Below are 23,938 nucleotides of genomic sequence, written 5' to 3'. Positions count from 1 at the left end.
GCGGTCATGGTCCGGGGTGCGGTGTGGTCGTGGCCTGGGGCGTGGTGTGGACATGGCCTGGGGCGGGCGACGGGCGCGAAAACGGACGGGTGGGTGGCGGGCGCGGGTACGGGCGGTGGGCGGTGGCGGGCGTGCGCTCCGGGCGCAGGGGGCGGAGCCGGAAACCGCGCGGCGGTGTTTGTCACCCGGCCGGGCGTGCCTGTCCCGCGAATGGGGTCCGGCCGCGCGCGCCGCGCCGCCGTGCGGGCTGTCATGGCAGCGAGGGCACACCCCCGTGCCCCGTACCCGTGACGCCGTAGGGGCAGCGGCGCGGCCCGCCCGGGCCTGCCGGTGCCCCCGGTACCGCCGTACGGCCGTACCGGCGTCCGGCGCACAACCGCCGACCGATCCGCCGTGCCCGCCGAGGAGCCCGCCCCATGCGCCGCACCGCTCGTGCCCTGTCCGTCGCCTTCGTCGCCGGTGCCGTGCTCGCCCTGGCCGGGCCCGCCGCCTCCGCCGCCGACCCCCCGTCTCCGGCCGGCACCGTCGCACCCGGGCGCGTCCCCGGCCCCTGTCTCGCATCGCAGCAGTGCGGCGAGTCCCACAACACGCTCGCCCCCTGCCGGCCCGGCGAGCCCTGCCAGGACAGCGGCGGCAGCCGCAGCCCCGAGCCCAGCACCGGCCCGGGCGGCGCGAGCTGCAGGCCGGGGGAAGCGTGTACGGGCGGTGCGAGCTGCAGGCCGGGGGAAGCGTGTACGGGCGGTGCGAGCTGCAGGCCGGGGGAAGCGTGTACGGGCGGTGCGAGCTGCAGGCCGGGGGAGGTGTGCACGGGCGGTGCGGACTGCAAGCCGTGGGAGGCGTGCCAGGGGCGGACGTCGTGCCGGGAGGCCGGCCAGTGCCGCGGTGACGGCCGGGACTGCTCCGGCGCCGGGGCGTGCTCCGGCGACGGCCACCGGTGCACGGGGGCCCGCGACGAGCCCTGCCGCGCCGGCCACGACTGCGGCGGCCGCGACGGCCGGCGGGGTCCCGGCACCGACGGCTGCGACCCGCCCACCGTGCAGCACGGGGTCGAGGCCGGCGCGGGCGGCAGCTTCAGCGACTCGGTCCCGGCCCTCGCCGCCGGCGCCGCCTTCATCGCCGCGGCCTGCGGCGGAGCCGGCTACCGCCTGTACGGCCGCTGCCGCCCCGCGGGAGGCCGGTCCACGGACCTGTGACCGGGGCGACGCCCGTCACCCCCATGGAGTGCCGCCGGGCGGGTACACACCCTCCCGAGGGCACCGGCAGCAGACCGCAACACCGACAGACGGCACAGGCCACGGACGCCACCGCCCGCCACCAGGACTGACACCACGACCGACACCACAACCCCACCCCACGCTCCACACAGCAGCCCACGACGACACAGTCCGCCCGTCCCGGCCACGCGGCCCGGACCGGCGGCACCCGGCACCAGGACCGCGCGGAGGCGGACATGCGGCGGACGGATCCCGAGGGCCACGGCCCCGTCCGCTACGGCCCGCCCCTGCCGGGCGACGGGCTGCCCGTACTCCCCGAACTCACCGCCGTCCTCGCGGCGGCGGCCGGCCGCGCCGACGCCCAGCCCGTCGGCGGCGCCCCCGCCCTCCTCGAAGCGGCCTGCGGTTACTGGACCCGGCGCGGACTGCCCACCGTCCCCGACCAGGTGGCCGCCGGTCCCGGTGCCCCCGCGCTGCTCCTCGCCCTCACCGCCGCGCTCGCCTCGGACGGCGGCGACGTCCTCGTACCGCGCCCCTGCGCCGCCTGGTGGGCGCCGTACGCCCGGGTCCTCGGCCGGCCCGCCTACCATGTGCCCACCCCCGCGGAGAGCGGCGGCGTCCCCGACCCCTACGCCTTTCTGGAGACCGTCCGCCGGGTCCGGGCCGAGGGCGGTGACCCTCGGCTGCTCGTGCTGTCGGTCGCCGACGACCCGACCGCCACCGTCGCCCCGCCGGAACTGCTGCACGAGACCGTCGAGGCCGCCACCGCCGAGGGACTGCACCTGGTCAGCGACGAGACCTGGCGCGACACCCTGCACCACCCCCACGACACCGTGCTGCTCAGCCCCGCCGAGATGCTGCCCGACCGGGTCACCGTCGTCACCGACCTCGCCGGATCGCTGCTGCCGCCCGGCTGGCCCGCCGCCGTCGCCCGCTTTCCCGCAACCGAACCCGGACAGCACCTCCACGCGCGCGTGCTCGACATCCTGACCGGGCTCGGCGCCCGCGTCGCCGCGCCCGTCGCCGCCGCCGCCGGATACGCCCTCGACGAACCCCCGCCCGTCATCGAGCGCCGCGAGGCCGCCGTACGGCTGCACGCGGGCGTGGCCGCCGCCGCGCACGCCGCCGTCGTCGCGGGCGGCGCGCTCGCCCGCCCCCCGCAGGCCGGCCGCCACCTGTACGCCGACCTCGGCCCACTGCGCGAACCCCTCGCCGAACAAGGCGTCGGCGACGCACAGGAGTTGGAGGACCTCCTCACCGCCCGGCTCGGCATGCCCGCGCCCGGCGGCCACCGTTTCGGCGACGACCTCGCAGCGCTGCGCGTACGCCTCGCCACGGGCCCCCTGCTGGGCGGCTCCGACGAGGAACGCGCGGAATGCCTCACCTCACCCGTGCCGTTGGAACTGCCACATGTGCAACGCGCGTTGATCTCCTTGACGTCGGTCCTCGACGATCTCCGCGACGACGCTCAGCGATGGGAGCCTCCTCGATGACGCAGCAGACGCACGAGCCCGAGACGCACGAGCCCGAGACGCATGAGCCCGGATCGACCACGGCGACCGCGACGACCACGGCGACCACCACTACGTCCGCGACCACCACGGCGATCACGACTACGTCCGCGACCACCACGGCGATCACGACTACGACGACGGCGACGGCGACCGCAGCGACCCCACCGGCTCGCGCCACCGCCACGCCGACCCCCCTGGCACCCCCGTTCCCGCCGCTGGCCGAACCCCGTCCCCTCGGCGAACACCGCGTGTGGCCACGGACCTTCCACGACCGGCTCACCGCCCCCCTGCCCGGCCTCAAGGCCCTCGCCCGCTTCGCCCGCGAAGGCGCCGTGCGCCCCGGCGCCGAAGGCCTCGCGGACGTCCCCCGGCTCCCCTGCGCTCCCGCTCCGCTGCCCCGCGTCGACACCCGCACCCTCGCCGTCACCTGGGCCGGACACGCGAGCTGGGTGGTGCGGATCGGCGGCCTGACCGTGCTCACCGATCCCGTCTGGTCCCGCCGCATCCTCGGCACCCCGGCCCGCATCACCCCGGTCGGCGTGCCCTGGGACATCCTGCCCCGCGTCGACGCCGTCGTCATCAGCCACAACCACTACGACCACCTCGACGCCCCCACCCTGCGCCAACTGCCGCGTGCCACCCCGGTGTTCGTACCGGCCGGCCTCGGCCGCTGGTTCCGCAGGCGCCGCTTCACCTGCGTCACGGAGCTGGACTGGTGGGAGGGTGCCGAACTGTCCGGCGTCCGCTTCGACTTCGTCCCCGCACACCACTGGTCCAAGCGCACCCTCACCGACACCTGTCACAGCCTGTGGGGCGGCTGGATCCTCACGGACACCGACGGACAGCGCCTCTACTTCGCCGGCGACACCGGGTACGGCCACTGGTTCTCCCGCATCGGCCGCCGCTACCCCGGCATCGACCTCGCCCTCATGCCCATCGGCGCCTACGACCCCCGCTGGTGGCTCAGTGACGTCCACTGCGACCCCGAGGAGGCCGTACAGGCCACCCTGGATCTGGGCGCGCGCCGCATGGCCCCCATGCACTGGGGCACCTTCATCCTCTCGGCGGAGCCGGTCCTGGAACCGCTCACGAGGGTGCGGGCGGCGTGGGAGAAGGCGGGACTGGAACGAGAAGACCTGTGGGATCTGCCGATCGGCGCTTCCATGGTGCTCGGCTGAGGCGCCCCTTCAGAGGCGCACTACCGGAACCGCCGCACCACACGCGGCATCGTGCTGATCACCACGGTCAGCGCGACCGCCACCACGACCCCCTCCCACGGCTCTTCGAACAACGAGCCCCCCAGTATCCCGATGACCTGATACGTGGCCGCCCAGGCCAGACACGCGGGCAGATTCCCCCGAGCGAACCGCCTGGGCGGCCACTGAGCCATCAGACAAGCCAGCATCACCGGTATGCGCCCGGCAGGCACCAGCCGGGACAGGACCAGCACCGCGACTCCGTGCTCGCCCAACTTCCCCCGCGCCTGCGCGAGCCGTTCCTCCGGGGCCCGGCTCCGGATCGCCGCCAGCCACCGCGACCCGTTCCGCGAGCGCATCCCGCGCCGTCCCAGCCAGTAGAGCGCCGCATCTCCCAGGAACGCCGCCAGGGACGCCGTCACGAACACCAGGGCCAGCGAGAACGGCGCCGTCTGATGGAACGCCACGACCGCCGCCGAACTCACCAGCGCCCCCGTCGGCACCACCGGCACCAGCGCCCCGATCAGCACCAGCAGGAACAACGACGGATAGCCCACCGCCTGTTGCGTGGACTCGGTCGTCACGGCTCCCGAGGCATCGGCGAGCCAGGTCACGGCGCGACCTCCAGCCGTATGCTCTCGCCGTGCCCCAGCCTGTGCACCGCCACCTCCGGCGCCGCCACGGCCGCCAGCCGCACGAACTCGTCCCCCGGCGCATGGAACTCGTGCGGGCGCACCGCGTCCATCCCGATCGGCCAGTACGTCCCGTAGTGCACCGGCACCGCGGCCCGCGGCGCCAGCCGGGCCAGCGCCCGCGCCGCCCGTCCCGGGTCCAGATGGCCCGCGCCGAGACCCGGCCCCCAGCCGCCCACCGGCAGCAGCGCCACGTCCACCGGTCCGACCCGCTCGGCCATCGCGTCGAACAGCCCGGTGTCCCCGGCGAAGTAGGTCCGCGCCTCGCCCTCCACGACATAGCCGAGCGCGGGTGAGCGGTGCGGGCCCACCGGCAGCCGCCGCCCGTCGTGCAGCGCCGGAACCACCCGCACCAGCAGCTCACCGATCCGCACCGCGTCCCCGGGCGCCACCTCCGTGATCCGCAGCCGGCGCAGGCGGCGCAGACCGGGCACCGCCCGTGGCGCGCCCTGGGGCACGAGCAGGCGCGTGCCCCGGGCGAGCTCCGCGAGCGAGGGCAGATGCAGGTGGTCGGCGTGCAGATGCGAGACGAGCACCACGTCCGCGCGGCGGGCCTCGGCCGGCGGTACGGCGCCCCGGCGCCGCCGCAGATGCGCCAGCCGGCGGGCGAACAGGGGATCGGTGAGCACCCGTGTGTTCGCGTCGCTCACCGTGCAGGTGGCGTGACCCCACCAGGTGATCTCCACCGGCACCCTCTTCGCCTCCTTCACGCGACTCCCCGAAGCCTACGGGCAGGAGTAGGGTCTGCGGCGAAACCCGGAGGTGAGGGGGACGCCATGGGACAGCTGCGGGGTACCTCCGACACACCCGCGCCCGCGCCGGTGCGGGTCATCGCGATCGCCAGCCTGACCCCGCTGGAGGAACTGGAAGCCGACCCGTTCCTCGTCGACTCCCGGAGCCAGCACGCCATGTGCGCCCGCTGGGCCGCCGAACACGGGTACGTCATCGCCCGGGAACTCCTCGTCGGCGGACTGCGCTTCGACCACGGCGCCCTGTGGGACGGCGTGCGGCCCGGCGTGGACGTGTTCGTCGCGCCCAGCCTGCGCGTGCTCCGGCGCGCGCTCTCCTCGGTCGAGGCGTTCACCGCGGAGTGCGCGCGCCGGGGCGTACGCGTGGAGACCGTCGGACGGGCCGAGCCGTCGTACGACGCGCAGATGAAGGCCCGGGTGCACCGCAGACTGTCCATGCCGACGGCCGGCTACGACGGCCGCTAGCCGCCCACCAGGGCGACCAGCTTGATGAAGACCAGGTCGGGGTCGACGGTGAGGTCCACGACCTCGTCGAGGTCCTCGACCTGGCGATCGCCGGTCAGTACGAAGAACCCGTTGGCCAGGAAGGCGCGTTCGGCGATCTCGGCCTGGCGCTCCCCGTCGATGCGGCGGGGCTCGCGCAGCCGGTAGCCGTTGACCTCCGCCTCGGCGTCGGCGGGGCGCACGAGTCCGTCGAACCGGTCGCCGGGACGGGCGTTGTGCCGGGCGACCTCCTCCTGGACCCGGAGTCTGATCAGTTCCCGTACGGTCATCCGGTCCGGCAGCCCGGCGACCTCCCACGCGGCGACCGGCTTGCCCGTCGCGGTCTCGTCCCGGAACGTCACGGTGGCCATCAGGCACCCCTCTTGATCTGCGTGAGGATGGTCGGGTCGGTGATCTTCGTGTCGGCGGCGAGCAGGAACGCCTTGCTGAGGATGAGGGAGAGCCGGTCGTCCTCGAAGGGCAGGAACACCTTGGCGGCCTGGCCGCGTGCCGGGACTATGCACAGGTAGCTGTCGTCCGGTTCCATCAGGATGTTGGCCGAGCCCAGGTGGATCCGGTAGGCGCGCAGATCGCCGCGTACGGTCAGGAAGCGGCCGTCCAGCGTGCATCGGCCGGCGATCCGCAGGCGGGGCAGGATCCGTGCCAGGGCGTCGCGGCGCGCCTCGGCGCTCTCCGTCAGCTCGCCGAAGGAGGCCCGCTCCCAGTAGGTGCGCCCGGGGCCGCCGTCCCTCCAGTCGGGGTCGGCGGCGATCGAGGTCACGCCCACGAACAGGTCGACGTCCCGCATCGCCTCGCTGAACACCAGAGCGGGCACCTCGGCGAGCGGTGCCTCACGCCAGGCGCCCGCCACCAGCCGGTCGAAGCGCACCTGGTCGGTCGAGGCCAGGTCGTCGCCGCCCGCCTCGCCGGCCCAGCAGTGGAAGAACCGGACCCGCCACTGCCCGCCCGCGAAGGTGCGCTCGGCCGCGTCACCGTCTCCGAGGTCCCAGTGGCCGAGCAGGTCGCTCTTCCAGCCCCGGGCCCGGAACAGGGCGAACATCCTGCGGTAGTGGACCAGGTGGGCGGCGAAGCGGTTGGAGTAGACACGGGTCTGCTCCTCGGCCGGCGTGAGGAGGTAGATCTCGCGGAACGCCTGCTTGAAGGGCTGCCGTACGCGCCGCTCGATGAGCAGGTCCCGCCAGGTCCGCACGGTGCGCGGGTCGGAGCGGAGCGGGTGCCACAGCCGTACGGAGGCGTCGTCCGGGGCGTCGGAAAGGTGCTCGTCCGTCTCCGGCAGTACGGCCCGCCACTCGCCGGGCGCGACCTCGACCTCCCAGATCAGCCGGCGCACCAGGGTCCTGGCGAGCGGGTGCCCGGCCAGTTCGGTGCGCCACCAGCCGTACGGATGAACGGCGTCGACGGTGAAACCCCCCTCCAACGCGCGGAGAAGAGTGGCGAGTTGGGCGTTCACCCGCTTCACCAGCTCGCGCAGTTCCCGGACAAGGTCGGAGTGCTCGCGGCGCACCGGCGCCGGCAGGCTGCGCAGCGGGCGGCCGTCCTTCTCCCAGGTCAGCGTGGCGGACTCGGCGACCGTGACGACTGCCTGGTACTCACCGGCCGTCCGGCGCAGGACGCCGACCGGGGCGGAGCCGCCGACGGACGCGGTGTCGAAGCCCAGTCGCGGCAGCCGCAGCGCCACTTCGGCGCGCTCCGCCAGGGCCGCGTCGGCCTTCTTGAGCATCTTGTCGAGCTGCTTGGGCACCCCGGCGTGCCGCACGGTCCGGCGCACCGTGCGGATGGCGGTCACCAGCTCGGGCGTCGGGTGGTCCTGCGCGGCGCGGACCACCTCGTACAGCAGTGCCTGCGAGGGCAGCGTCCGCGCCGCCGTCGGGGCGAGGGAGACGCCGGGCAGCAGCCGGTCGAACAGCTCCGGCAGCCAGGGTTCGTCACGCTGCAGCGCCACCCGCAGGGCCTCGCCGAGGGTGCTGACCTCCAGGTCGGTGAACGCCTTGTCCGCCCGGTAGGGGATCTCGCCCGCCCGGATGGCGTCGGTGCGGTCGGCCGCCGCCTCCAGCGCGCGACGCGTGAACGCCACGTAGGCGGGGTTGTCCGCCGATCTGAGCCGCGCCCGCGCGTCCGGCGAGGGGAATCGGTGGCCCCGGTCCTTCCCGGACGGCAGGGGCTGCCGGCCCGTGGGGATCCCGGCGACGACGGCGATCTCGTCCGCCACGATGGGACCCACCTCGAGCGGAAGGCGCTCCACGGCCTTGCGCAGCGTCCCCTCGCCGCCGAGCTCCGCGATCGCGAGGAGCGCGTACGGCTGCCGCGAGGTGTCCGTCTCCCACCAGAACTCGACCAGGGCGCGGGCCTGTTCCGAGAGGTCGGGCAGCGGCCCGGTGCAGTGCTCCAGCGCGTCCAGGCCGCGGTTCAGGTTCGCCCATCCACGGTCCTCGTAGTGCTCGACCAGCACCTCGAACATGCGCCGGCACGCCTCGGGCGTGTAGCGCGGCTGTCGCTCCCGGGCCGCGTTCTCGACCGCGAAGCGGACCGCCAGCATCGCCGGCGGGGCGGAGGTGTCCACCTGGTGGGCGGCCACCAGCAGGCCGCCGAGCTCCTCGTCGGACACCTGCGACAGATCCGGGCGGCCCTCACCGAGGGTGAAGTCCGGGTCGGTCAGCGCGCACATCAGCCGTGCCACGAGGTCCATCAGGCGCCCCTCCTGATCCGCAGGTCGCTCGTGCGGGACGGGGGCACCAAGTCGTCGTTCAGCATGGCGGGATGATGGCAGGCGGGACTGACAACGCGATCGGCCCGGCCGCGCACGGCACCGCTGTGACAAGGTGGGGCGAGGCCCTGGCGTCGAGCGGGCCGGGACGTGAGGGGTGCGGGGCGTGCGGGGCGTGCGGTGGCGGCGGGTCGCCAGTCAGCTGGGTCGGAGCATCGCCGTATGGGCGGTCTCCACGCTCACCATGCTGGTCCTCGCCGCGCTCCTGCCCGACTTCCAGCTGCAGTCCGCCGACGGTGACAGCGCCACCCGCGTCGCCGTCACCGCCGCCTGCGGCGCCGGTGCCTTCGGTGTGCTGTCGGCCGTGGTGTGGCCGCTCCTGGTCCGGCTCCTGCTGCTCGTCCCCGCCCTGGTGCTCGGCCTGCTGGTCTTCTTCCTCAACGGCTCCCTGCTGCTGCTCGCCCTGCGCATCAACCCCTCCGGGCGCGGCGAGGCGGCCCCCGAGACCGCCGTCATCGTGGCCGCGGTGATGTCCGCCGTCGCCTCCGCCACCGGCGCCGCGCTCGCCGTACGCGACGACGAGACCTACCGGCGCCGCCTGCACCGACTCGCCGCCCGCCGCCGCAGATCCGACCCGCCCTGCCCCACCACCCCGGGCCTGGTCCTCGTCCAGCTCGACGGCGTCGGCCACGACGTGCTGGTGGACGCGGTCCGCAAGGGGCTGATGCCCACGGTCGCGGGCTGGCTGGGGACGGGCGTCGGCACACACCCGACGGGCGGGGCGGGGAAGACGGACGGCGTACGGTCGACCGGCGAAGTCGGGAACGCAGACGGTATGCGGTCGACCGGCGATGTCGGGAACGTCGACGGTATGCGGTCGACCGGCGAAGTTGGGAACGTAGACGGTATGCGGTCGACCGGCGAAGGCCGGCACGCGGACGGCATACAGCCGGCCGGCGACGGCGTCCCCCGGCCCACCCACCGCCTCACCCCCTGGCGCACCGACTGGTCCAGCCAGACCGGTGCCAGCCAGCTCGGCATCCTGCACGGCAGCACCTTCGACGTGCCGGCCTTCCGCTGGTACGAGAAGGACCGCGGGGAGGTGATGGTGTGCAACCGCCCGACGAGCGCCGCCGAACTGCAGCGCCGCGCCGTCCGGCACACCGGCGACGGCGGACTGCTCACCGTGGACGGCGCCAGCCGCGGCAACCTCTTCAGCGGCGGCGCCGGCGAACAGGCACTGGTGCTGTCCATCGCGGCCCGCCGCCGGAGCCGGGAGAACCGTTCCCGCGCCGGGTACTTCGCCTACTTCTCCGACCCCGCGGGCGCGGTCCGCACCGCCCTGTCCTTCGCCGCCGAAGTCGCGCGCGAGATCGGCCAGTCCACCCGCGCCCGGATCCGCAGGCAGCGGCCCCGGGTGAGCCGCGGCGGGCTCTACCCCCTCGTCCGCGCCTTCGCCACCGTCGTCGAACGGGACGTCGTCGTCGCCGCGGTGATGGGCGACATGCTCGCCGGGCGCACCGCCGTCTACGCCGACCTCGTCGCCTACGACGAGGTCGCCCACCACTCCGGTCCGTGCAGCCGGGACGCCGAGCAGGTGCTGCGCCGCCTCGACCGCTCCCTCGCCCTCCTCCAGCGGGTCGCCGAGCACGCACCGCGCCCGTACCGCATCGTCGTCCTGTCCGACCACGGGCAGAGCCCCGGCGAGACCTTCCGCTCCCGGTACGGGCTCACCCTCGGCGACCTGGTCCGGGCCGGCTGCGGGCTGCACGTGCCGCGCCGGGCGGAGGGCACGCACAGCGGTGCCGAGGCGCGTGCCGCCGTCCGGGCCGCGCTGCGCCGGCCCGTGGAGGAGAAGAGCGAGCAGCGCCACCCCGCCCCGGGCTCCGAGCCCCTCGTGCTGGCGTCCGGCAACCTCGGCCTGGTCTCCTTCCCGGACGTGCCGCACCGCATGACCAAGGAGGAGATCGACGCCCGCCACCCCGGCCTGCTCACCACCCTCGCCAACCACCCCGGCATCGGGTTCCTGCTGGTGCGCAGCGCGGAGCACGACGGCGTGGTGCTGGGTCCCTACGGCACCGAGATCCCTCTGGCCGAGCTGGACCGGGAACCCGGCCCGCTGGCCCGCTTCGGCCCCGGCGCCGCGGACGCGGTCCGGCGCACGCACTCCTTCCCGCACACCGCCGACATCATGGTGAACTCCGCCTTCGACCCCGCCGACGGCGAGGTCCTCGCCTTCGAGGAACAGATCGGCTCCCACGGCGGTCTCGGCGGTGCCCAGTCCCACCCGTTCCTGCTCTCGCCGCTGGCGTTGTCCGCGCCCGTGGACGGCGCGGAGGAACTGACCGGCGCCGAACAGGTGCACCGGGTCCTGCGCCGCTGGCTGGGCGAACTGAACGGACCCCAGATACCGCTCACCGACAACACCGTCACAGGCACCGGCTCGACCGACACCGACACCGGCTCCGACGACACCGACACCGGCTCCGAGGACACCGACGACGAGCGGGCCGCCTGAACAGCCCTGAGGTGCCCGACTGGCCCGCTGCTTCGAAGAGTCCGTGCCTCACCCGGAGCCCGTACGGTCCTTCGCGCGCCCCGCTCGGCGCGACCGCCTCCTACGCCGAGGGCCCTGTCCGGTCCCGCGGGGAAGTCACCTCCCGTTCACGCCGCGTGGCCCGGTCTTCAGAGTGCGAGGAGCCCGGATGTGATCGGATAGGGGCACGGAAAACTCCCGTAACGGGATCTCACGTGACGGGACCCGACGCGAAAGGAACCATCGTGGCCACCACGCGCACCGCGCACACCGTCTGGGAAGGCAACCTGCTCCAGGGGCACGGCGTCGTCACGTTCGACTCCTCCGGCATCGGCGAGCAGCCGGTGTCGTGGCCGTCGCGCGCCGAGCAGGCGAACGGCAAGACCAGCCCCGAGGAGCTGATCGCCGCCGCCCACTCCAGCTGCTTCTCCATGGCCCTCTCGCACGGTCTGACCGGCGCCGGCACCCCGCCCACCCGGCTGCAGACCAAGGCCGACGTGACCTTCCAGCCGGGCGAGGGCATCACCGGCATCCACCTCACCGTGCGCGGCGAGGTGCCGGGGCTGGACGCGGAGGGCTTCGCGTCGGCCGCCGAGGACGCCAAGAAGAACTGCCCGGTCAGCCAGGCCCTGGCCGGTACGACCATCACCCTGACGGCCGAGCTGGCCTAACGGCCCGTACGGCTCCTCGATGCCGCGTCCCGGTCCGGGGGCGCGGCATCGCCGTTCCCGGGAACCCGGGCATTGACAGCGTCGCGGGCACGTCCTGTGCTGGGAGTGCGGCAGTCGCCCGGGCGGAAGGGGACGGACCATGGCACGTGCGGTCGGGATCGATCTCGGGACGACGAACTCGGTGGTGGCCGTCCTGGAGGGCGGCGAGCCCACCGTCGTCACCAACGCGGAGGGCGCCCGGACCACGCCGTCCGTGGTGGCGTTCGCGAAGAACGGGGAGGTGCTGGTCGGCGAGGTCGCCAAACGGCAGGCCGTGACCAACGTGGAGCGCACCGCCCGCTCGGTGAAACGGCACATGGGAGACGCTTCCTGGCGTTTTCCGGAGCAGGGCTCGGTCGACGGCACCCGCCTGCGCGCGCAGGAGCTGTCCGCGCGGGTGCTGCAGAAACTGAAGCGGGACGCGGAAGCCTACCTCGGCGAGGACGTCACGGACGCGGTGATCACCGTACCGGCGTACTTCGACGACAGCCAGCGGCAGGCCACCAAGGAGGCCGGCGAGATCGCGGGCCTGAAGGTGCTCCGGATCATCAACGAGCCGACCGCCGCCGCCCTCGCCTACGGCCTGGACCGGGGCGACGAACAGACGGTCCTGGTCTTCGACCTCGGCGGCGGCACCTTCGACGTGTCGCTGCTGGAGATCGGCGACGGCGTCATCGAGGTGAAGGCCACGAACGGCGACACCCACCTCGGCGGCGACGACTGGGACCAGCGGGTCCTCGAGTACCTGGTGAAGCGGTTCAGGAGCGGTCACGGCATCGACCTCGGCGCCGACAAGATGGCGGTGCAGCGGCTGCGGGAGGCCGCCGAGAAGGCCAAGATCGAGCTGTCCTCGTCCTCGGAGACGAGCATCAACCTCCCCTACATCACCGCCTCCGCCGAGGGCCCGCTGCACCTGGAGGAGAAACTGACACGGGCTCAGTTCCAGGAGCTCACCGCCGACTTGCTCGACCGCTGCAAGAAGCCCTTCCACCAGGCCGTCCAGGACGCGGGGATCCAGCTGTCCGCGATCGACCACGTCATCCTCGTCGGCGGCTCCACCCGGATGCCCGCCGTCACCGACCTGGTCCGCGACCTCACCGGCAAGGACCCGCACAAGGGCGTCAACCCCGACGAGGTGGTCGCCGTCGGCGCCGCGCTCCAGGCCGGCGTCCTGCGCGGCGACGTCAAGGACGTCCTGCTGCTCGACGTCACCCCGCTGTCCCTGGGCATCGAGACCAAGGGCGGCATCATGACCAGGCTGATCGAACGCAACACCACGATCCCGACCCGCCGTTCGGAGATCTTCACCACCGCCACCGACAACCAGCCCTCGGTCGGCATCCAGGTCTACCAGGGCGAACGCGAGATCGCCGCCTACAACAAGAAGCTCGGCGTCTTCGACCTCACCGGGCTGCCGCCCGCCCCGCGCGGCGTCCCGCAGATCGAGGTGGCCTTCGACATCGACGCCAACGGGATCATGCACGTCTCGGCGAAGGACCTGGCGACGGGACGGGAGCAGAAGATGACGGTGACCGGAGGCTCGGCGCTGCCCAAGGAGGACATCGACCGCATGATGCGGGACGCCGAGCAGTACGCCGAGGAGGACCGCAGGCGCCGCGAGGCCGCCGAGACCCGCAACCAGGCCGAGCAACTCGTCTACCAGACCGAGAAGTTCCTGCGCGACAACCACGACCGGGTGCCGGCCGGCACGCGCGGCGAAGTCGAGTCGGCCGCCGCGGAACTGAAGGCCCTGCTGGAACAGAACGCCGACACCACCGCCCTGCGCACCGGCGTGGAGAAACTCGCCACCGTCAGCCAGAAGATGGGGCAGGCCATGTACGCGGCCGCCTCTGCCGGCGGGCAGGCCGCGCAGGAGAGCGGGACGACGGCCGACGCGGAGAACGGGACCACGGCCGAGGCGGACGGCGTGGTCGACGCGGAGATCGTGGACGACGAGCCCGACAGCAAGGGCGGAGCAGCCTGATGAGCCGGGCTAGGCGGTCGGCAGTGTGGCGCATACCGCATCGAGCACGATTGCATACGGTGTGCCGTAGTCGGTCAACCGTGTACGCAAGTCCTGCAGCGCGCGGCGGTGTTCGGCCAGCACGCTGGTGTCGCCGGTCCGCGCGGTGAACTCCAGTACAGCCGGCAGGAAGTCCGGTAGCTCCTCGCCGCTGAACTGCAGGCCGTGCTCGTGGTAGAGGTCCTTGAAGCGGTCCAGGGACATGTCGCGCTGCCGGGTGTCCGCGCTCTGCCACCGGCTCAGATGGAGGCTGTGCCGGTTCCCGGAGCCGAAGACCTGCAGGTAGTGCGCGGCCAGCTGCCGCCGCGGGGTGACGGCGGCGTGGTCGGTGAACGCCCGCAGTTGCGGGGCGGCCTCGCGCAGCAGCGGCAGCCGGGCGACGAGGTCGTCGTCCGGGTAGGTCAGGCAGAGCGCCGCCGCCTGGTACAGCACCGCGTCCGAGGGCATCAGGGCTCCTTCGCGTCGGCCGGGTCGTCACGGCATGCCTTCACCTGCGCTCCCTCGGCTCACCCCGTGGTCAGCAACCTAGGGGCGAGCACGGGAACGCACCTGTCCACGCACCCGTACGGGTCATCCGGCCGCCGGGCCACGCCCCGCACCGGCCGCCCCCGGCCACGCCCCGCACCGGCCGCCTGCGGCCGCGCCCCCCGTACGGGTGATCCCGGACCGCCGGCGCTGCGCAGCAAGGGTCAGCGCTTGACCGCCACCCCCGCGTACACCGGTACGACACCCTCCGCCTGGGCCGCCACGTCCACCGGCTCCGGGCGCCAGCCGTACACCGGGATGACGCCGGGGCCGAGCAGCTCCAGGCCGTCGAAGAAGCGGGAGAACTCGGGCAGCGTGCGGGGATGGAACGGCGTGCCGCTCCGGCGGAACAGCTCGGCCGCTGCGGCCACACCCTCGGGACTGAGATCCTGGGTCACCTGGGAGAGGATCAGGAAGCTGCCGGGGGCGAGCGCGTCGACGTACCGCTTGACCAGCCCGAACACGTCGTCCTCCCGCTCACCCAGGTAGTGGGTGAGCGCGACCAGGGACAGCGCGAGAGGCCGGCCGAGGTCGAGGGACTCGCCCGCCAGGCGCAGGATGGTGCCGGGATCGCGGACATCGGCGTGCACATAGTCCGTGCTGCCCTCGGCGGAACTCTGCAGCAGCGCCTCCGCGTGCCGCAGCACGATCGGGTCGTTGTCGACGTACACCACCCTGGACCGCGGTGCCACGCCCTGCGCGACCTGGTGCAGGTTGGGTTCGGTCGGGATGCCGGTGCCGATGTCGAGGAACTGCCGTACCCCGGCCTCGGCCGCCGTACGGACGGCCCGGTGCATGAAGCGGCGGTTGGCCCGCGCCCCGCGCACCACCGTGCCGTCCACGGCGAGGATCTTCCGCGCCAGCTCCTCGTCCACCGGATAGTTGTCCTTGCCGCCCAGCCACCAGTCGTACACCCGGGCGGGGTGCGGGCGGCTGGTGTCGATCGGCGCGGGCGTGGCATCGCGTGCGGTCATACGGTGTTTCCCCCAGGAATCGGTCCGGACATGGCGTCAGAGGGTCTCGCGGAACTCCCGCAGCAGCATCCGGGTGCGCTGGGCCGACGCGGCGCGGGCCGTCATGTGGTCCAGCACCTCCAGATGCGCGGCCACCTCACGGCGGGAGTCCAGGTAGAGGGCGCCGGTCAGGTACTCGGTGAACACCATGTCCGGCAGCTCCGGCTCGGCGAACCGGAACAGCGTGAACGGCGCGTACGTCCCCGGATGCGGGCCCGCCGTGAACTCGGCGAGCTGCAGCGTGACCCGGTCCCGCGCGGCGTACTCCAGCAGCCGGTCCAGCTGCGCGCGCATCACCTCGCCGCGCATGCTCACCGGGCGCCGCAGCACCGTCTCGTCCATGATCACCCACAGGTGGGGCGGGTCGTCCCGCTCCAGCAGCCGCTGCCGTTCCATGCGCAGCGACACATGCCGCTCCACGGTCCCGGGCGAGGTCTGCCCGATCGTCCCGGCCTCCAGCACCGCCCGGGCGTAGTCCTCGGTCTGCAGCAGACCGGGTACGAAGTGCGGTTCGTAGGAGCGGATGATCCGGGCCGCGCCCTCCAGGCTGACGTACAGGCTGAACCACTCCGGGAGGACGTCGTGGAACCGCTGCCACCAGCCCGGCTGGTTCGCCTCCTCGGCCAGCCGCACGAACGCGGCCGCCTCCTCCTCGGCCACCCCGTAGGTGTCCAGCAGCACCTGCACGTAGGGGATCTTCAGCGCGACCTCGGCCATCTCCATCCGCCGTACGGTCGCCGACGCCACCCGGAGGACCTTCGCGGCCTCCTCCCGGCTCAGACCCGACGCCTCGCGCAGTTCCTGCAACCGTTTGCCGAGCACCACCTGTCCCACGGTGGGCGCAGCCCGCCGCTCACTCACGCCACGCCCTCCCCACGCGCCGAAGTACGCGGGCAGTCTGCCATGCGATCCCCTCCCGCACACCGGTGCGAGGGCATCCGGTGGCGCGGAACGATCCGCCGACCGCGCTCAACCGACCAGCGTGTGCAGGTACTTGACGGTCGCCGGGTCCGCCGGCAGGAACGTCTCGATGGCGAGCTCGGCGACCGTGACGTCCATCGGCGTGTTGAACGTGGAGATGGACGACACGAACGACAGGGTCCGGCCGTCGTGCTCGATGACCATGGGCAGCGCGAAGTACGGGACGGGCTCGGCGGGTTCGGCACCCGGCGCGTCCTGAGGCACCGGGTAGGCGGCCACCTCCTCGTACAGTGCGCGCAGCTGGTCCGAGCGCTGCAGCGCGATCTGCCGCTCCATCTGCGCGAGCAGATGCCCGCGCCACTCGCGCAGGTTGCGGATGCGCGGTGCCAGACCCTCCGGATGCAGGGTCAGCCGCATCGCGTTCGGCGCCGCGAGCAGTGACTCCGGCAAACCGTCCAGCATCATCATGATGCCCCGGTTCGCGGCCACGACCGAGTAGCAGGCGTCGACCACCAGGGCCGGGTAGGGCTCGTAGCCCCGGATGAGGCGTTCCATGCCGTCGCGCAGCGCGTTCAGCGCCGGGTCGTCCAGCGGGGTCTCCGGATAGTGCGGGGCGTAACCGGCCGCCAGCAGCAGCGCGTTGCGCTCGCGCACCGGCACGTCCAGGTGTTCGGCGAGCCGCAGCACCATCTCCTCGCTCGGCCGCGACCGGCCGGTCTCGATGAAGCTGATGTGCCGGGCCGAGGAGTCGGCGCGCAGCGCCAGCTCCAGCTGGGAGATCCGGCGCCGCTCCCGCCAGGCGCGCAGCAGCGGGCCGACGCCCTTGCCGGCGGCGGGGGCGGTCGCGGACGCGGTGGGGCCGGAGGCGACAATGGTCATACGTCCGAACTTAGCCGAGGAGTTGCTCGAGTTGCGCAGTTACGAGCCGTGGCCGAAGCCCTGGCGGCCCTCGTTCCCGCAGGCGTCCCTGCAGACCGCGGCCGTGTACCGGGCCAGGGTCCGCGGCTGCCTCCTCGGCGGCGCGCTCGGTGACGCCCTCGGCTACCCCGTGGAATTCGCCTCCCTGGACCGGATCCGCGCCACCCACGGCCCGCGCGGTGTCGCCGGTCTCGTCCCCGTCGCCCACGGCGCGGTCGGCCTGGTCAGCGACGACACCCAGATGACCCTGTTCACCGTCGAGGCCCTGATCCAGGCGCACGCACGGGAGCGCGAGAAGGGCATCGGCGGCGCCTGGACCCTGCTGCTGCGTCAGGCCTACGAGCGCTGGCTGCGGACCCAGTCGCAGCCCGGCCCCGGGCAGCCGGCACCCGCGCAGCCCGGCGCACCGGACGGCGGCCTGGTCACCGAGGCCTGGCTGTACGCCCGCCGCGCCCCCGGCAATGCCTGCCTGTCCGGCGTCGCCCAGATGTACGCGCCCGACCCCGCGCTCCCCCTGGACGGCACACCGGGCGAGGTCAACCCCGACTCCAAGGGCTGCGGCACGGTCATGCGCTCGGCCCCCTTCGGCCTGGTCGCCCCCGCCGAGGAGGCCTTCGCCATGGCCGCGCGCGGCGCCCAGATCACCCACGGCCACCCGACCGGCTACTACGCGGCCGGCGCGCTCGCCGCGATCGTGGCGCACCTGGTCGCGGGCGAGTCCCTGGAGGGCGCCGTACTGCGCACGCTGCGGCTGCTGGAGCGGTACCGCGGTCACACCGAGACCACGGCCGCCCTGCGCGCCGCCCTCGACCTCGCCGCCGACGGGACGCCCACGGCCGAGAAGGTGGAGTCCCTCGGCGCGGGCTGGGTCGCCGAGGAGGCCCTCGCCATCGGCGTCTACTGCGCGCTCGCCGAGCCCGCCGCCGAGCAGGCGCTGCCGCTGGCCGTCAACCACTCGGGCGACAGCGACTCCACCGGCTCAATCTGCGGCAACCTGCTCGGCGCGCAGTACGGCGACACCGGCCTGCCGCACGCCTGGGTGACCCGGGTGGAGGGCCGGGACCGGATCGCCGCGCTCGCCGACGACCTCGCCGCGGAGTGCGCACGCTGCTGACGCCGGCCGGGCCCGTCCCGCGACCGAGCACGCACCCGGCCGACGTGGCCGGTCCGGTGGGGGAGTGGGCGCACGTCCGGCGTGGCAGGCTGAACCCGTAGCCCGTGTTCCAGCCGCCTCGAAGGGAGACCCGGCCATGGCCGTCGAACCGCTGTCGCAGAAGGAGATCGAGGACCGGCTCGCCGAGCTGCCCGGCTGGTCGGTCGACGACACCGGCCGGCTCACCCGCTCCTTCCGGCTCGGCTCGCACGTCGCGGCGGCGGCTCTGGTCATGCACATCGCCGCGGTCCAGGACGAACTGGACCACCACTCCGACCTCACCCTCGGCTACAACACCGTCTCCCTCAGCGTGCACACACACAGCGCCGGGGGCGCCCTCACCGAGAAGGATTTCGCGCTCGCCCGCAGGGTGGAGGACATCGCCCCAGGTCACAGCGCACACTGAGCGGCGTGCTCGACTACGACAAGGAAGCCGACGCCTACGACGCGTCCCGGGGCGGCGAGGCCCGCGCCGCGGCAGCCGCACAGGCCGTCCTCGACCTGATACCCGACACCCCGGGCCGTCTCCTCGACGTCGCCTGCGGCACCGGCATCGTCACCCGCCGGCTCGCCGCCGGCCGCCCCGCGCTCCGGGTCACGGGCGCCGACCTCGCCCCCGCCATGGTCCGCATGGCGGGAGTCCGCCTGCCGGGCGCGGTCGTACGGGCCGACAGCCGCCGGCTGCCCTTCTGCACCGGCACCTTCGACGCCGTCACCAGCATCTGGCTGCTGCACCTGCTGGAGGACCCCGAGGACGCCCGGGCGATCGTCGCCGAGTGCGCCCGGGTACTGCGGCCCGGCGGGGTCTACGTCACCACCGTCGACAAGGCCGCGGCGCACGACGTCGGCAGCGACATCGACGCCGTCCTCGCCTCGCGTCCGCGCCGTCCCGCACAGGACGCCGCCGCCACCGTCACCGCGCACGCCGTCCGGCACGGACTCCGGCCGTCCGGCAGCGCCGTGTTCCCCGGCGTCGGCCAGGGCCGAAGCCCCCGCACCACCGTCGACGACCTGCGCCGCGGCTGGTTCACCCAGCTGCCACCGGGCGAGGCGCGCACCGAGGAGTTCGCCGCGCGCCTGTCCCAGCTCCCCGACCAGGACCGCCCCCGCCCGGACCCGGTCTTCGCGGTGCGCGCGTTCCGGAAGCCATGGCGGGGGACCGACACCGGGGGAGTCCGACCGCAGTGAGCGGGGCGGCCTGCTCGACCAGCTCCGCGTACGAGCCCATGGCCAACTTGTAGAAGGACCGCAGCGAGGTGAAGGTGGCTGCGGAGTTGATCGCGTCGCCGTTCGGCATGGTGCCGCTCCAGCCGCTCGGCCCGTACACGCTGTCGCCGAACCGGCTGTAGTCGCTGCGGGTCTCGGGGACGGCGATGCCCAGGCTGCCTCCGTGGACGACTACGTCAACGGCGGCCGCACCGACCGGCGTCCACGTCGGCGACTGGTGCAACCAGAGCGGCGCCGGCCTCGGCGAACGGCCGACCGCGGCCCCGGCCGCCGGTATCGACGCCTATGTGTGAACGCCCGCCGGGGCCCTGGCCGCTAGTGGCCGAGGCCCCGGCGGATCGCCTGCTCCACCGGCGAGTACGCGCCGTCGGGCCGGTCCAGCTCGTACGGCACCGCAGGACACAGCGGCGGCTGCGCCATGAAGCGGGGCCGGGTGCCGTGGTGCGGCTGGGCCGCGTGCACCAGGAAGGGATGACAGAGGTAGACGTCACCGGGGCGGCCGGTGGCGTAGGCGAGCGGGCGGTGCGCCGATGCCTCCACCAGCTGCGGCGCGATCTCCAGGCCCGACACGCCCGCCTCGCCGTACGGCTCCAGCAGCGGCGGCACGTCCAGGTGCGAGCCGACCCGGATCCGCGTCGGGGCGTCGGCCTCGGTGACCTCGCTGAACAGGAACAGCATCAGCAGAGCGCGGTCCCTGGAGCGCAGGTTGGTGAAGTACCACTGCTCGCCCTCGGGGAGATAGCTGCCTTCGATGTGCCAGCCCGCGTCGTCCGGCTCGACCGGGTGCGGGAACCGCAGCGGAAAGGTACCCAGCGAATACCGCGGCTCCCACCGCCCCTCGCCGACGAGCAGGTCGAACGCCTCGTGCAGAGCGGGGGAGTTGGCGGCGGCCGCGAACGGCCCCTGCGCCATGCCGGCGAGCCGGACCACCGGCTCCTTCCAGGTGCTCGGGTCGTCCGGGTCGTACCCCGTCTCCCGCCACAGCAGCCGGGCGCAGTCCGCGGCGACGCGTGGCGGGAAGGCGCCCTCGACCTTCACGAAGCCGTCGGTGAGGAAGCGCGTTACGAGGTCATCGTTCACCGGGCCCATGCTGGTCGCACGGTCCGCTCCCGCGCACTCCATTTTTTTGCGGCTCCGGCACACTTTTTGCGGCTCCGGCAACGAAACTGGCGTCTCCCCGTGCGCCGTCGCACCCTGTCCGCATCCGAGCGAGAGGCTGATCGAGATGGCACACGACCACGAGGCTCACCACGGTCACGGTCACACCCACGGTCACACCCATGGCGGCGACATCGACTGGTCCGCGATGGCGGCGCTGCTGGAGACGGAGGCCGAGGTGTGCGCCCCCGCGTACACGCGCGCCCTGGCCTGGCTGGGCAAGGAGGTGACCGAGCCCGGGCTGATCGTGGACGCGGGCAGCGGACCCGGAGTGATCGCCTGCCTGATGGCGGAGACGTTTCCCGGCGCGCGGGTGGTCGCCGCCGACGCCTCGGAACCGCTGCTGGAGCGTGCCCGCGCCCGGGCCGCCCGGCAGGGCGTCGCCGACCGCTTCGACACCCTCGCGGGTGAACTGCCCGAATCTCTCGCGGAGTTGGACTACCCGGCGGACCTGCTGTGGGCCAGCCGCAGCCTGCACCACCTCGGCGACCAGCGGGCCGCGCTCGCCGCGTTCGGCTCCCGGCTCGCCCCCGGCGGCACGCTGGCCATCCTGGAGGGCGGCCTGCACGCCCGCTATCTGCCCCGCGAGATCGGCTTCGGCCGCCCCGGACTGCAGGCCCGCCTCGACGTGGTCCAGGAGGAACGCTTCGCACGGATGCGCGCCGAGCTGCCCGGCGCGGTCGCCGAGACCGAGGACTGGCCCGCCCTGCTGACCGCGGCCGGCCTGAAGCACACGGGCACCCGCAGCTTCCTCCTCGACATCCCCGCCCCGCTGCCGGACCGGGCCCGTGCCTTCGTCGTCGGTGCGCTCACCCGCGCCCGGGACGTCCTCGGCGACGCCCTGGACGCCGAGGACCGCGCCACCCTCGACCGCCTCCTCGACCCCGCCGATCCCGCCGGCGCCCACCGCCGCCCCGACGTGTTCGTCCTGTCGGCCCACACGGTGCACCGGGCGGTACGGCCGGTGTGACACCTGCGGCGGAGCTTGACTTCGAGAGTGCTCCAAGTGATGGACTCCCGGTCTCACCGACACACAGGGGGACCTCACATGAACGACTCTCCGGTCGCGCTCGTCACCGGCGGCGGCACCGGCATCGGCGCCGCCGTCACCCGGCAGTTGCTGGCCGCCGGCCACCGGGTCACTGTCACCGGCCGTACGGAGACCCGGCTGCGGGACTTCGCCGAGGGGCTCGGGAATCCGGCGGAACTGCTGACGGTCGTCGGCAACGCGTCGGCGTTCGACGACATACAGGATGCCGTCGACCGAACGCTCAAGGCATACGGTCGACTGGATACCGTCGTCGCCAACGCCGGCTTCGCCACCCATGACACCGTCGCCGAGGGTGACCCGGCCGGCTGGACCGAGATGGTGCTCACCAACGTCCTCGGCCCGGCCCTGCTCGTCCGGGCCTCCGTCGAGGCGCTGAAGGAGTCCCGCGGCCGGATCGTCCTGATCGGCAGCGTCGCCGGGTTCGTGAACACCCCGGGCAACCTCTACGGCGCCACCAAGTGGGCGGTCACCGGGCTCGCCGAGAACACCCGGCGCCAGGTCACGGACTTCGGGATCGGGGTGACGCTGGTCGCCCCCGGCCGGGTGGAGACCCCGTTCTGGGACGGCCTCGGCAGCCTGCCCCCGGGGCACCTGCTGACCGCCGACCAGATCGCCGACTCGGTGGTCTGGGCGATCCGGCAGCCGGCCGGGGTCGACGTCAACACCGTGGTCGTACGCCCGCTGGGCCAGCCCAACTGACGTACGGCGCTGGTCAGTTGTTCGCGAGGAACTGCTTGGCCAGCTGGTCCCCGAGAGAGACCGCGGCGCTGTGGCTCTCGATGGGGGAGACCCTGGAGTTCTTGAACAGGATGTAGGTCACGCCCGAGTCGGCGCCGCCGGTCTTCGGATCAGGGTCGATGCCGAGCGCCTTGGCGGTGGCGTACGACGCCTCGCCGATGATCTTCGTGGGGCCGGTGTCGCCGACGACGGCGTACTCCACCTTGTTGTTGTAGACGACCGCGACCACGCCGCCGCCCTTGATGCCGGCGCCGGCGTAGTTCCAGATGCCGCTGGAGCTGGGGACGACGATGTACGGGAGCGATTCCGCCTTCAGCGGCTTGCCGTCGGACTGGTGGAAGGCGGTGTCGTCCTGGTACCAGGGGTCGCGGTTCTCGTTGCAGTTGGCGGTGCGCTGGCCGTCGCAGTCGATGTCCATGTCGGCCTTCCAGAAGACCGCGCCGTTCTTGCCGCACACGGGGACCGTGGCCGACGTCTCGTCGTCGGTCTTGTACTTGCCGTGGGATATCTGCGCACACGACTTCACCTTGGCGAGCAGGTCGGCCGCGCTGACCGAGCCCTCCTGGGCGGAGGCGGGAGCGGTCCGCGCCGCCGGGCCGGCGGACGCGTGCGCGGGCAGCACTCCGGCGGCGAGCAGGGCGGCCCCGGAGGCCGCGGCAAGGGTCAGGGTTCGAAGGCGCACTGCGGGAGCCCTTCTGTTAGGAAAGTTTCCTTACCGGGTGCCGTACACCGTGGACCCGTTTGCATGTCCTCGTCAACCCTGCGGTTGCGGGCTCCCGAAAGCTGTGCGTATTGCGGGGATTTGAGACCGTGGCAACACTGAAGGGGACCACTTTTCCGGATATGTCTGCCGCGTCGATCGGCAGGACCACCGCTCCGGGAGGCGAGGCGCATGTTCGTACGCACGGTGTACGCGACCGGCGATCCGGCGCGGCTGGGCACGGCCGTGGGGGCCCTGAACACGCGGGGGCACGACCTGCTGGAGGAACGGCCCGGCTACCGGGGCGCGGGCGTCTTCGTCGACCGTGAGCTCGGCAAACTGCTCACGGTCAGCTGGTGGGAGTCCGCGGACGCGCGCCGCATCAGCGACGAGGTGATGAGCGCCCGGCGGCCGGAGCTGCTGCAGCCCTTCGCCGGGACCCTCGCGGTCGAGAACTACGAGGCCGTCGTCCTCCACCGCGCGCACCGGCCCGTCACCGGCGGCGGCCTGCGGCTCACCCGGCTCGAGTTCGACCCGGCGGACGCGGACCTCGCCACCGACACCTTCCACACCGGCGCGCTGCCCCGGCTGGAGGTCCTGCCCGGATTCGCCGGCGCGGCCCTCTTCCTGGACCGGGAACGCGGCCGCGGCATGGCGGGCGTCCTCTTCGCCGACCGCACATCGCTCACCGC

23 protein-coding genes and 2 pseudogenes are annotated in these 23,938 nt (G+C 73.5%); 14 read left to right on the top strand and 11 right to left on the bottom strand.

Translation table 11 applies throughout. From position 1 onward, the window contains the following. The first annotated feature begins 416 nt into the window (after positions 1–416). From ABB07_RS06350 to ABB07_RS06340, 3 genes are all read left to right on the top strand, one after another. Positions 417–1,193, top strand: a complete 777-nt coding sequence (locus tag ABB07_RS06350; RefSeq protein ID WP_208897775.1) for a hypothetical protein — start codon at positions 417–419, stop codon at positions 1,191–1,193. A gap of 257 nt (positions 1,194–1,450) precedes the next feature. After that, positions 1,451–2,707, top strand: coding sequence for an aminotransferase class I/II-fold pyridoxal phosphate-dependent enzyme (locus tag ABB07_RS06345; RefSeq protein ID WP_208897774.1), 1,257 nt, complete (start codon positions 1,451–1,453; stop codon positions 2,705–2,707). After that, a complete protein-coding gene (locus ABB07_RS06340) occupies positions 2,704–3,906 on the top strand; it encodes an MBL fold metallo-hydrolase (RefSeq protein WP_244189239.1) in 1,203 nt (400 codons plus the stop codon). The genes ABB07_RS06345 and ABB07_RS06340 overlap by 4 nt, the downstream gene beginning before the upstream one ends. Positions 3,907–3,926: 20 nt before the next feature. On the opposite strand, the gene ABB07_RS06335 is transcribed toward ABB07_RS06340, so the two are convergent. After that, positions 3,927–4,538: a DedA family protein gene (locus ABB07_RS06335; RefSeq protein ID WP_208897773.1), complete on the bottom strand. Its 612-nt coding sequence runs from the start codon at positions 4,536–4,538 to the stop codon at positions 3,927–3,929. Beyond that, complete coding sequence (locus tag ABB07_RS06330; protein ID WP_208903312.1) at positions 4,535–5,308, bottom strand: MBL fold metallo-hydrolase; 774 nt, start codon at positions 5,306–5,308, stop codon at positions 4,535–4,537. The genes ABB07_RS06335 and ABB07_RS06330 overlap by 4 nt, the downstream gene beginning before the upstream one ends. A gap of 84 nt (positions 5,309–5,392) precedes the next feature. On the opposite strand from ABB07_RS06330, the gene ABB07_RS06325 reads away from it, so the two are divergent. Beyond that, positions 5,393–5,830 carry a hypothetical protein gene (locus ABB07_RS06325; protein ID WP_055709925.1) on the top strand — a complete coding sequence of 146 codons (438 nt, stop codon included), beginning with the start codon at positions 5,393–5,395 and terminating at the stop codon, positions 5,828–5,830. Here ABB07_RS06325 and ABB07_RS06320 read toward each other — a convergent pair. Both ABB07_RS06320 and ABB07_RS06315 read right to left on the bottom strand, forming a co-directional pair. Further along, the gene (locus ABB07_RS06320; RefSeq protein WP_208897772.1) at positions 5,827–6,219 is read right to left on the bottom strand and encodes a hypothetical protein; all 393 of its coding nucleotides are present in this window, start codon (positions 6,217–6,219) and stop codon (positions 5,827–5,829) included. The two genes, ABB07_RS06325 and ABB07_RS06320, sit on opposite strands and share 4 nt — an antisense overlap. Then, positions 6,219–8,555: a DUF4132 domain-containing protein gene (locus ABB07_RS06315; protein ID WP_208897771.1), complete on the bottom strand. Its 2,337-nt coding sequence runs from the start codon at positions 8,553–8,555 to the stop codon at positions 6,219–6,221. The genes ABB07_RS06320 and ABB07_RS06315 overlap by 1 nt, the downstream gene beginning before the upstream one ends. Before the next feature lie 184 nt (positions 8,556–8,739). Here ABB07_RS06315 and ABB07_RS06305 point away from each other — a divergent pair, with 184 nt between their 5' ends. The 3 genes from ABB07_RS06305 to dnaK all read left to right on the top strand — a co-directional run bounded on the left by ABB07_RS06305 (position 8,740) and on the right by dnaK (position 13,803). Then, positions 8,740–11,091 (top strand): phage holin family protein, encoded by a 2,352-nt coding sequence (locus ABB07_RS06305; protein ID WP_244189238.1) that lies wholly within the window; start codon positions 8,740–8,742, stop codon positions 11,089–11,091. Between the two features lie 263 nt (positions 11,092–11,354). Further along, positions 11,355–11,780: an OsmC family protein gene (locus tag ABB07_RS06300; RefSeq protein WP_055709926.1), complete on the top strand. Its 426-nt coding sequence runs from the start codon at positions 11,355–11,357 to the stop codon at positions 11,778–11,780. 139 nt (positions 11,781–11,919) lie between these two features. Next, positions 11,920–13,803: a molecular chaperone DnaK gene (gene dnaK, locus ABB07_RS06295; RefSeq protein ID WP_208897770.1), complete on the top strand. Its 1,884-nt coding sequence runs from the start codon at positions 11,920–11,922 to the stop codon at positions 13,801–13,803. Between the two features lie 9 nt (positions 13,804–13,812). Here dnaK and narJ read toward each other — a convergent pair whose 3' ends face one another. The 4 genes from narJ to ABB07_RS06275 form a co-directional block, all read right to left on the bottom strand. Continuing rightward, positions 13,813–14,289 carry a nitrate reductase molybdenum cofactor assembly chaperone gene (gene narJ / locus ABB07_RS06290; RefSeq protein ID WP_208897769.1) on the bottom strand — a complete coding sequence of 159 codons (477 nt, stop codon included), beginning with the start codon at positions 14,287–14,289 and terminating at the stop codon, positions 13,813–13,815. 242 nt (positions 14,290–14,531) lie between these two features. Further along, positions 14,532–15,341 (bottom strand): SAM-dependent methyltransferase, encoded by an 810-nt coding sequence (locus tag ABB07_RS06285; protein WP_208897768.1) that lies wholly within the window; start codon positions 15,339–15,341, stop codon positions 14,532–14,534. A gap of 36 nt (positions 15,342–15,377) precedes the next feature. After that, positions 15,378–16,241 (bottom strand): helix-turn-helix domain-containing protein, encoded by an 864-nt coding sequence (locus tag ABB07_RS06280; protein WP_208897767.1) that lies wholly within the window; start codon positions 16,239–16,241, stop codon positions 15,378–15,380. Positions 16,242–16,349: 108 nt separating this feature from the next. Continuing rightward, entirely contained in the window at positions 16,350–17,180 is an 831-nt protein-coding gene (locus ABB07_RS06275; protein ID WP_208897766.1) for a helix-turn-helix domain-containing protein, read from the bottom strand. On the opposite strand from ABB07_RS06275, the gene ABB07_RS06270 reads away from it, so the two are divergent. The 3 genes from ABB07_RS06270 (at position 17,173) to ABB07_RS06260 (ending at position 19,560) form a co-directional block, all read left to right on the top strand. Beyond that, positions 17,173–18,333 (top strand): ADP-ribosylglycohydrolase family protein, encoded by a 1,161-nt coding sequence (locus tag ABB07_RS06270; protein WP_208897765.1) that lies wholly within the window; start codon positions 17,173–17,175, stop codon positions 18,331–18,333. The two genes, ABB07_RS06275 and ABB07_RS06270, sit on opposite strands and share 8 nt — an antisense overlap. A gap of 136 nt (positions 18,334–18,469) precedes the next feature. Beyond that, complete coding sequence (locus ABB07_RS06265) at positions 18,470–18,778, top strand: 4a-hydroxytetrahydrobiopterin dehydratase (protein ID WP_208897764.1); 309 nt, start codon at positions 18,470–18,472, stop codon at positions 18,776–18,778. A gap of 5 nt (positions 18,779–18,783) precedes the next feature. Then, complete coding sequence (locus tag ABB07_RS06260; RefSeq protein ID WP_208897763.1) at positions 18,784–19,560, top strand: class I SAM-dependent methyltransferase; 777 nt, start codon at positions 18,784–18,786, stop codon at positions 19,558–19,560. A gap of 13 nt (positions 19,561–19,573) precedes the next feature. On the opposite strand, the pseudogene ABB07_RS06255 reads toward ABB07_RS06260, so the two are convergent. Beyond that, positions 19,574–19,756, bottom strand: a pseudogene (locus ABB07_RS06255) (glycoside hydrolase family 48 protein); the annotation flags it as partial. Between ABB07_RS06255 and ABB07_RS06250 the strand changes: the two are divergent. Continuing rightward, positions 19,757–19,889 (top strand): annotated as a pseudogene (locus tag ABB07_RS06250) (glycoside hydrolase family 6 protein); the annotation flags it as partial. 25 nt (positions 19,890–19,914) lie between these two features. Here ABB07_RS06250 and ABB07_RS06245 read toward each other — a convergent pair. Next, complete coding sequence (locus tag ABB07_RS06245) at positions 19,915–20,688, bottom strand: phytanoyl-CoA dioxygenase family protein (RefSeq protein ID WP_208897762.1); 774 nt, start codon at positions 20,686–20,688, stop codon at positions 19,915–19,917. Between the two features lie 136 nt (positions 20,689–20,824). Between ABB07_RS06245 and ABB07_RS06240 the strand changes: the two genes are divergently transcribed. Beyond that, positions 20,825–21,727 carry a class I SAM-dependent methyltransferase gene (locus ABB07_RS06240; RefSeq protein ID WP_208897761.1) on the top strand — a complete coding sequence of 301 codons (903 nt, stop codon included), beginning with the start codon at positions 20,825–20,827 and terminating at the stop codon, positions 21,725–21,727. Between the two features lie 78 nt (positions 21,728–21,805). Continuing rightward, complete coding sequence (locus ABB07_RS06235; protein ID WP_208897760.1) at positions 21,806–22,507, top strand: SDR family oxidoreductase; 702 nt, start codon at positions 21,806–21,808, stop codon at positions 22,505–22,507. A 13-nt stretch (positions 22,508–22,520) separates the two neighbouring features. Here ABB07_RS06235 and ABB07_RS06230 read toward each other — a convergent pair whose 3' ends face one another. Continuing rightward, positions 22,521–23,228, bottom strand: a complete 708-nt coding sequence (locus tag ABB07_RS06230) for a glycoside hydrolase family 75 protein (protein ID WP_208897759.1) — start codon at positions 23,226–23,228, stop codon at positions 22,521–22,523. 210 nt (positions 23,229–23,438) lie between these two features. Between ABB07_RS06230 and ABB07_RS06225 the strand changes: the two genes are divergently transcribed. After that, the coding region (locus ABB07_RS06225; protein ID WP_208897758.1) for a hypothetical protein at positions 23,439–23,938 on the top strand (500 nt) is incomplete at its 3' end.

Source organism: Streptomyces incarnatus, assembly GCF_001027185.1.
GTDB classification, from domain to species: domain Bacteria; phylum Actinomycetota; class Actinomycetes; order Streptomycetales; family Streptomycetaceae; genus Streptomyces; species Streptomyces puniciscabiei.
The sequence above is the reverse complement of the archived record's forward strand: the minus strand, read 5'-3'. Positions and strand labels throughout refer to the sequence as shown.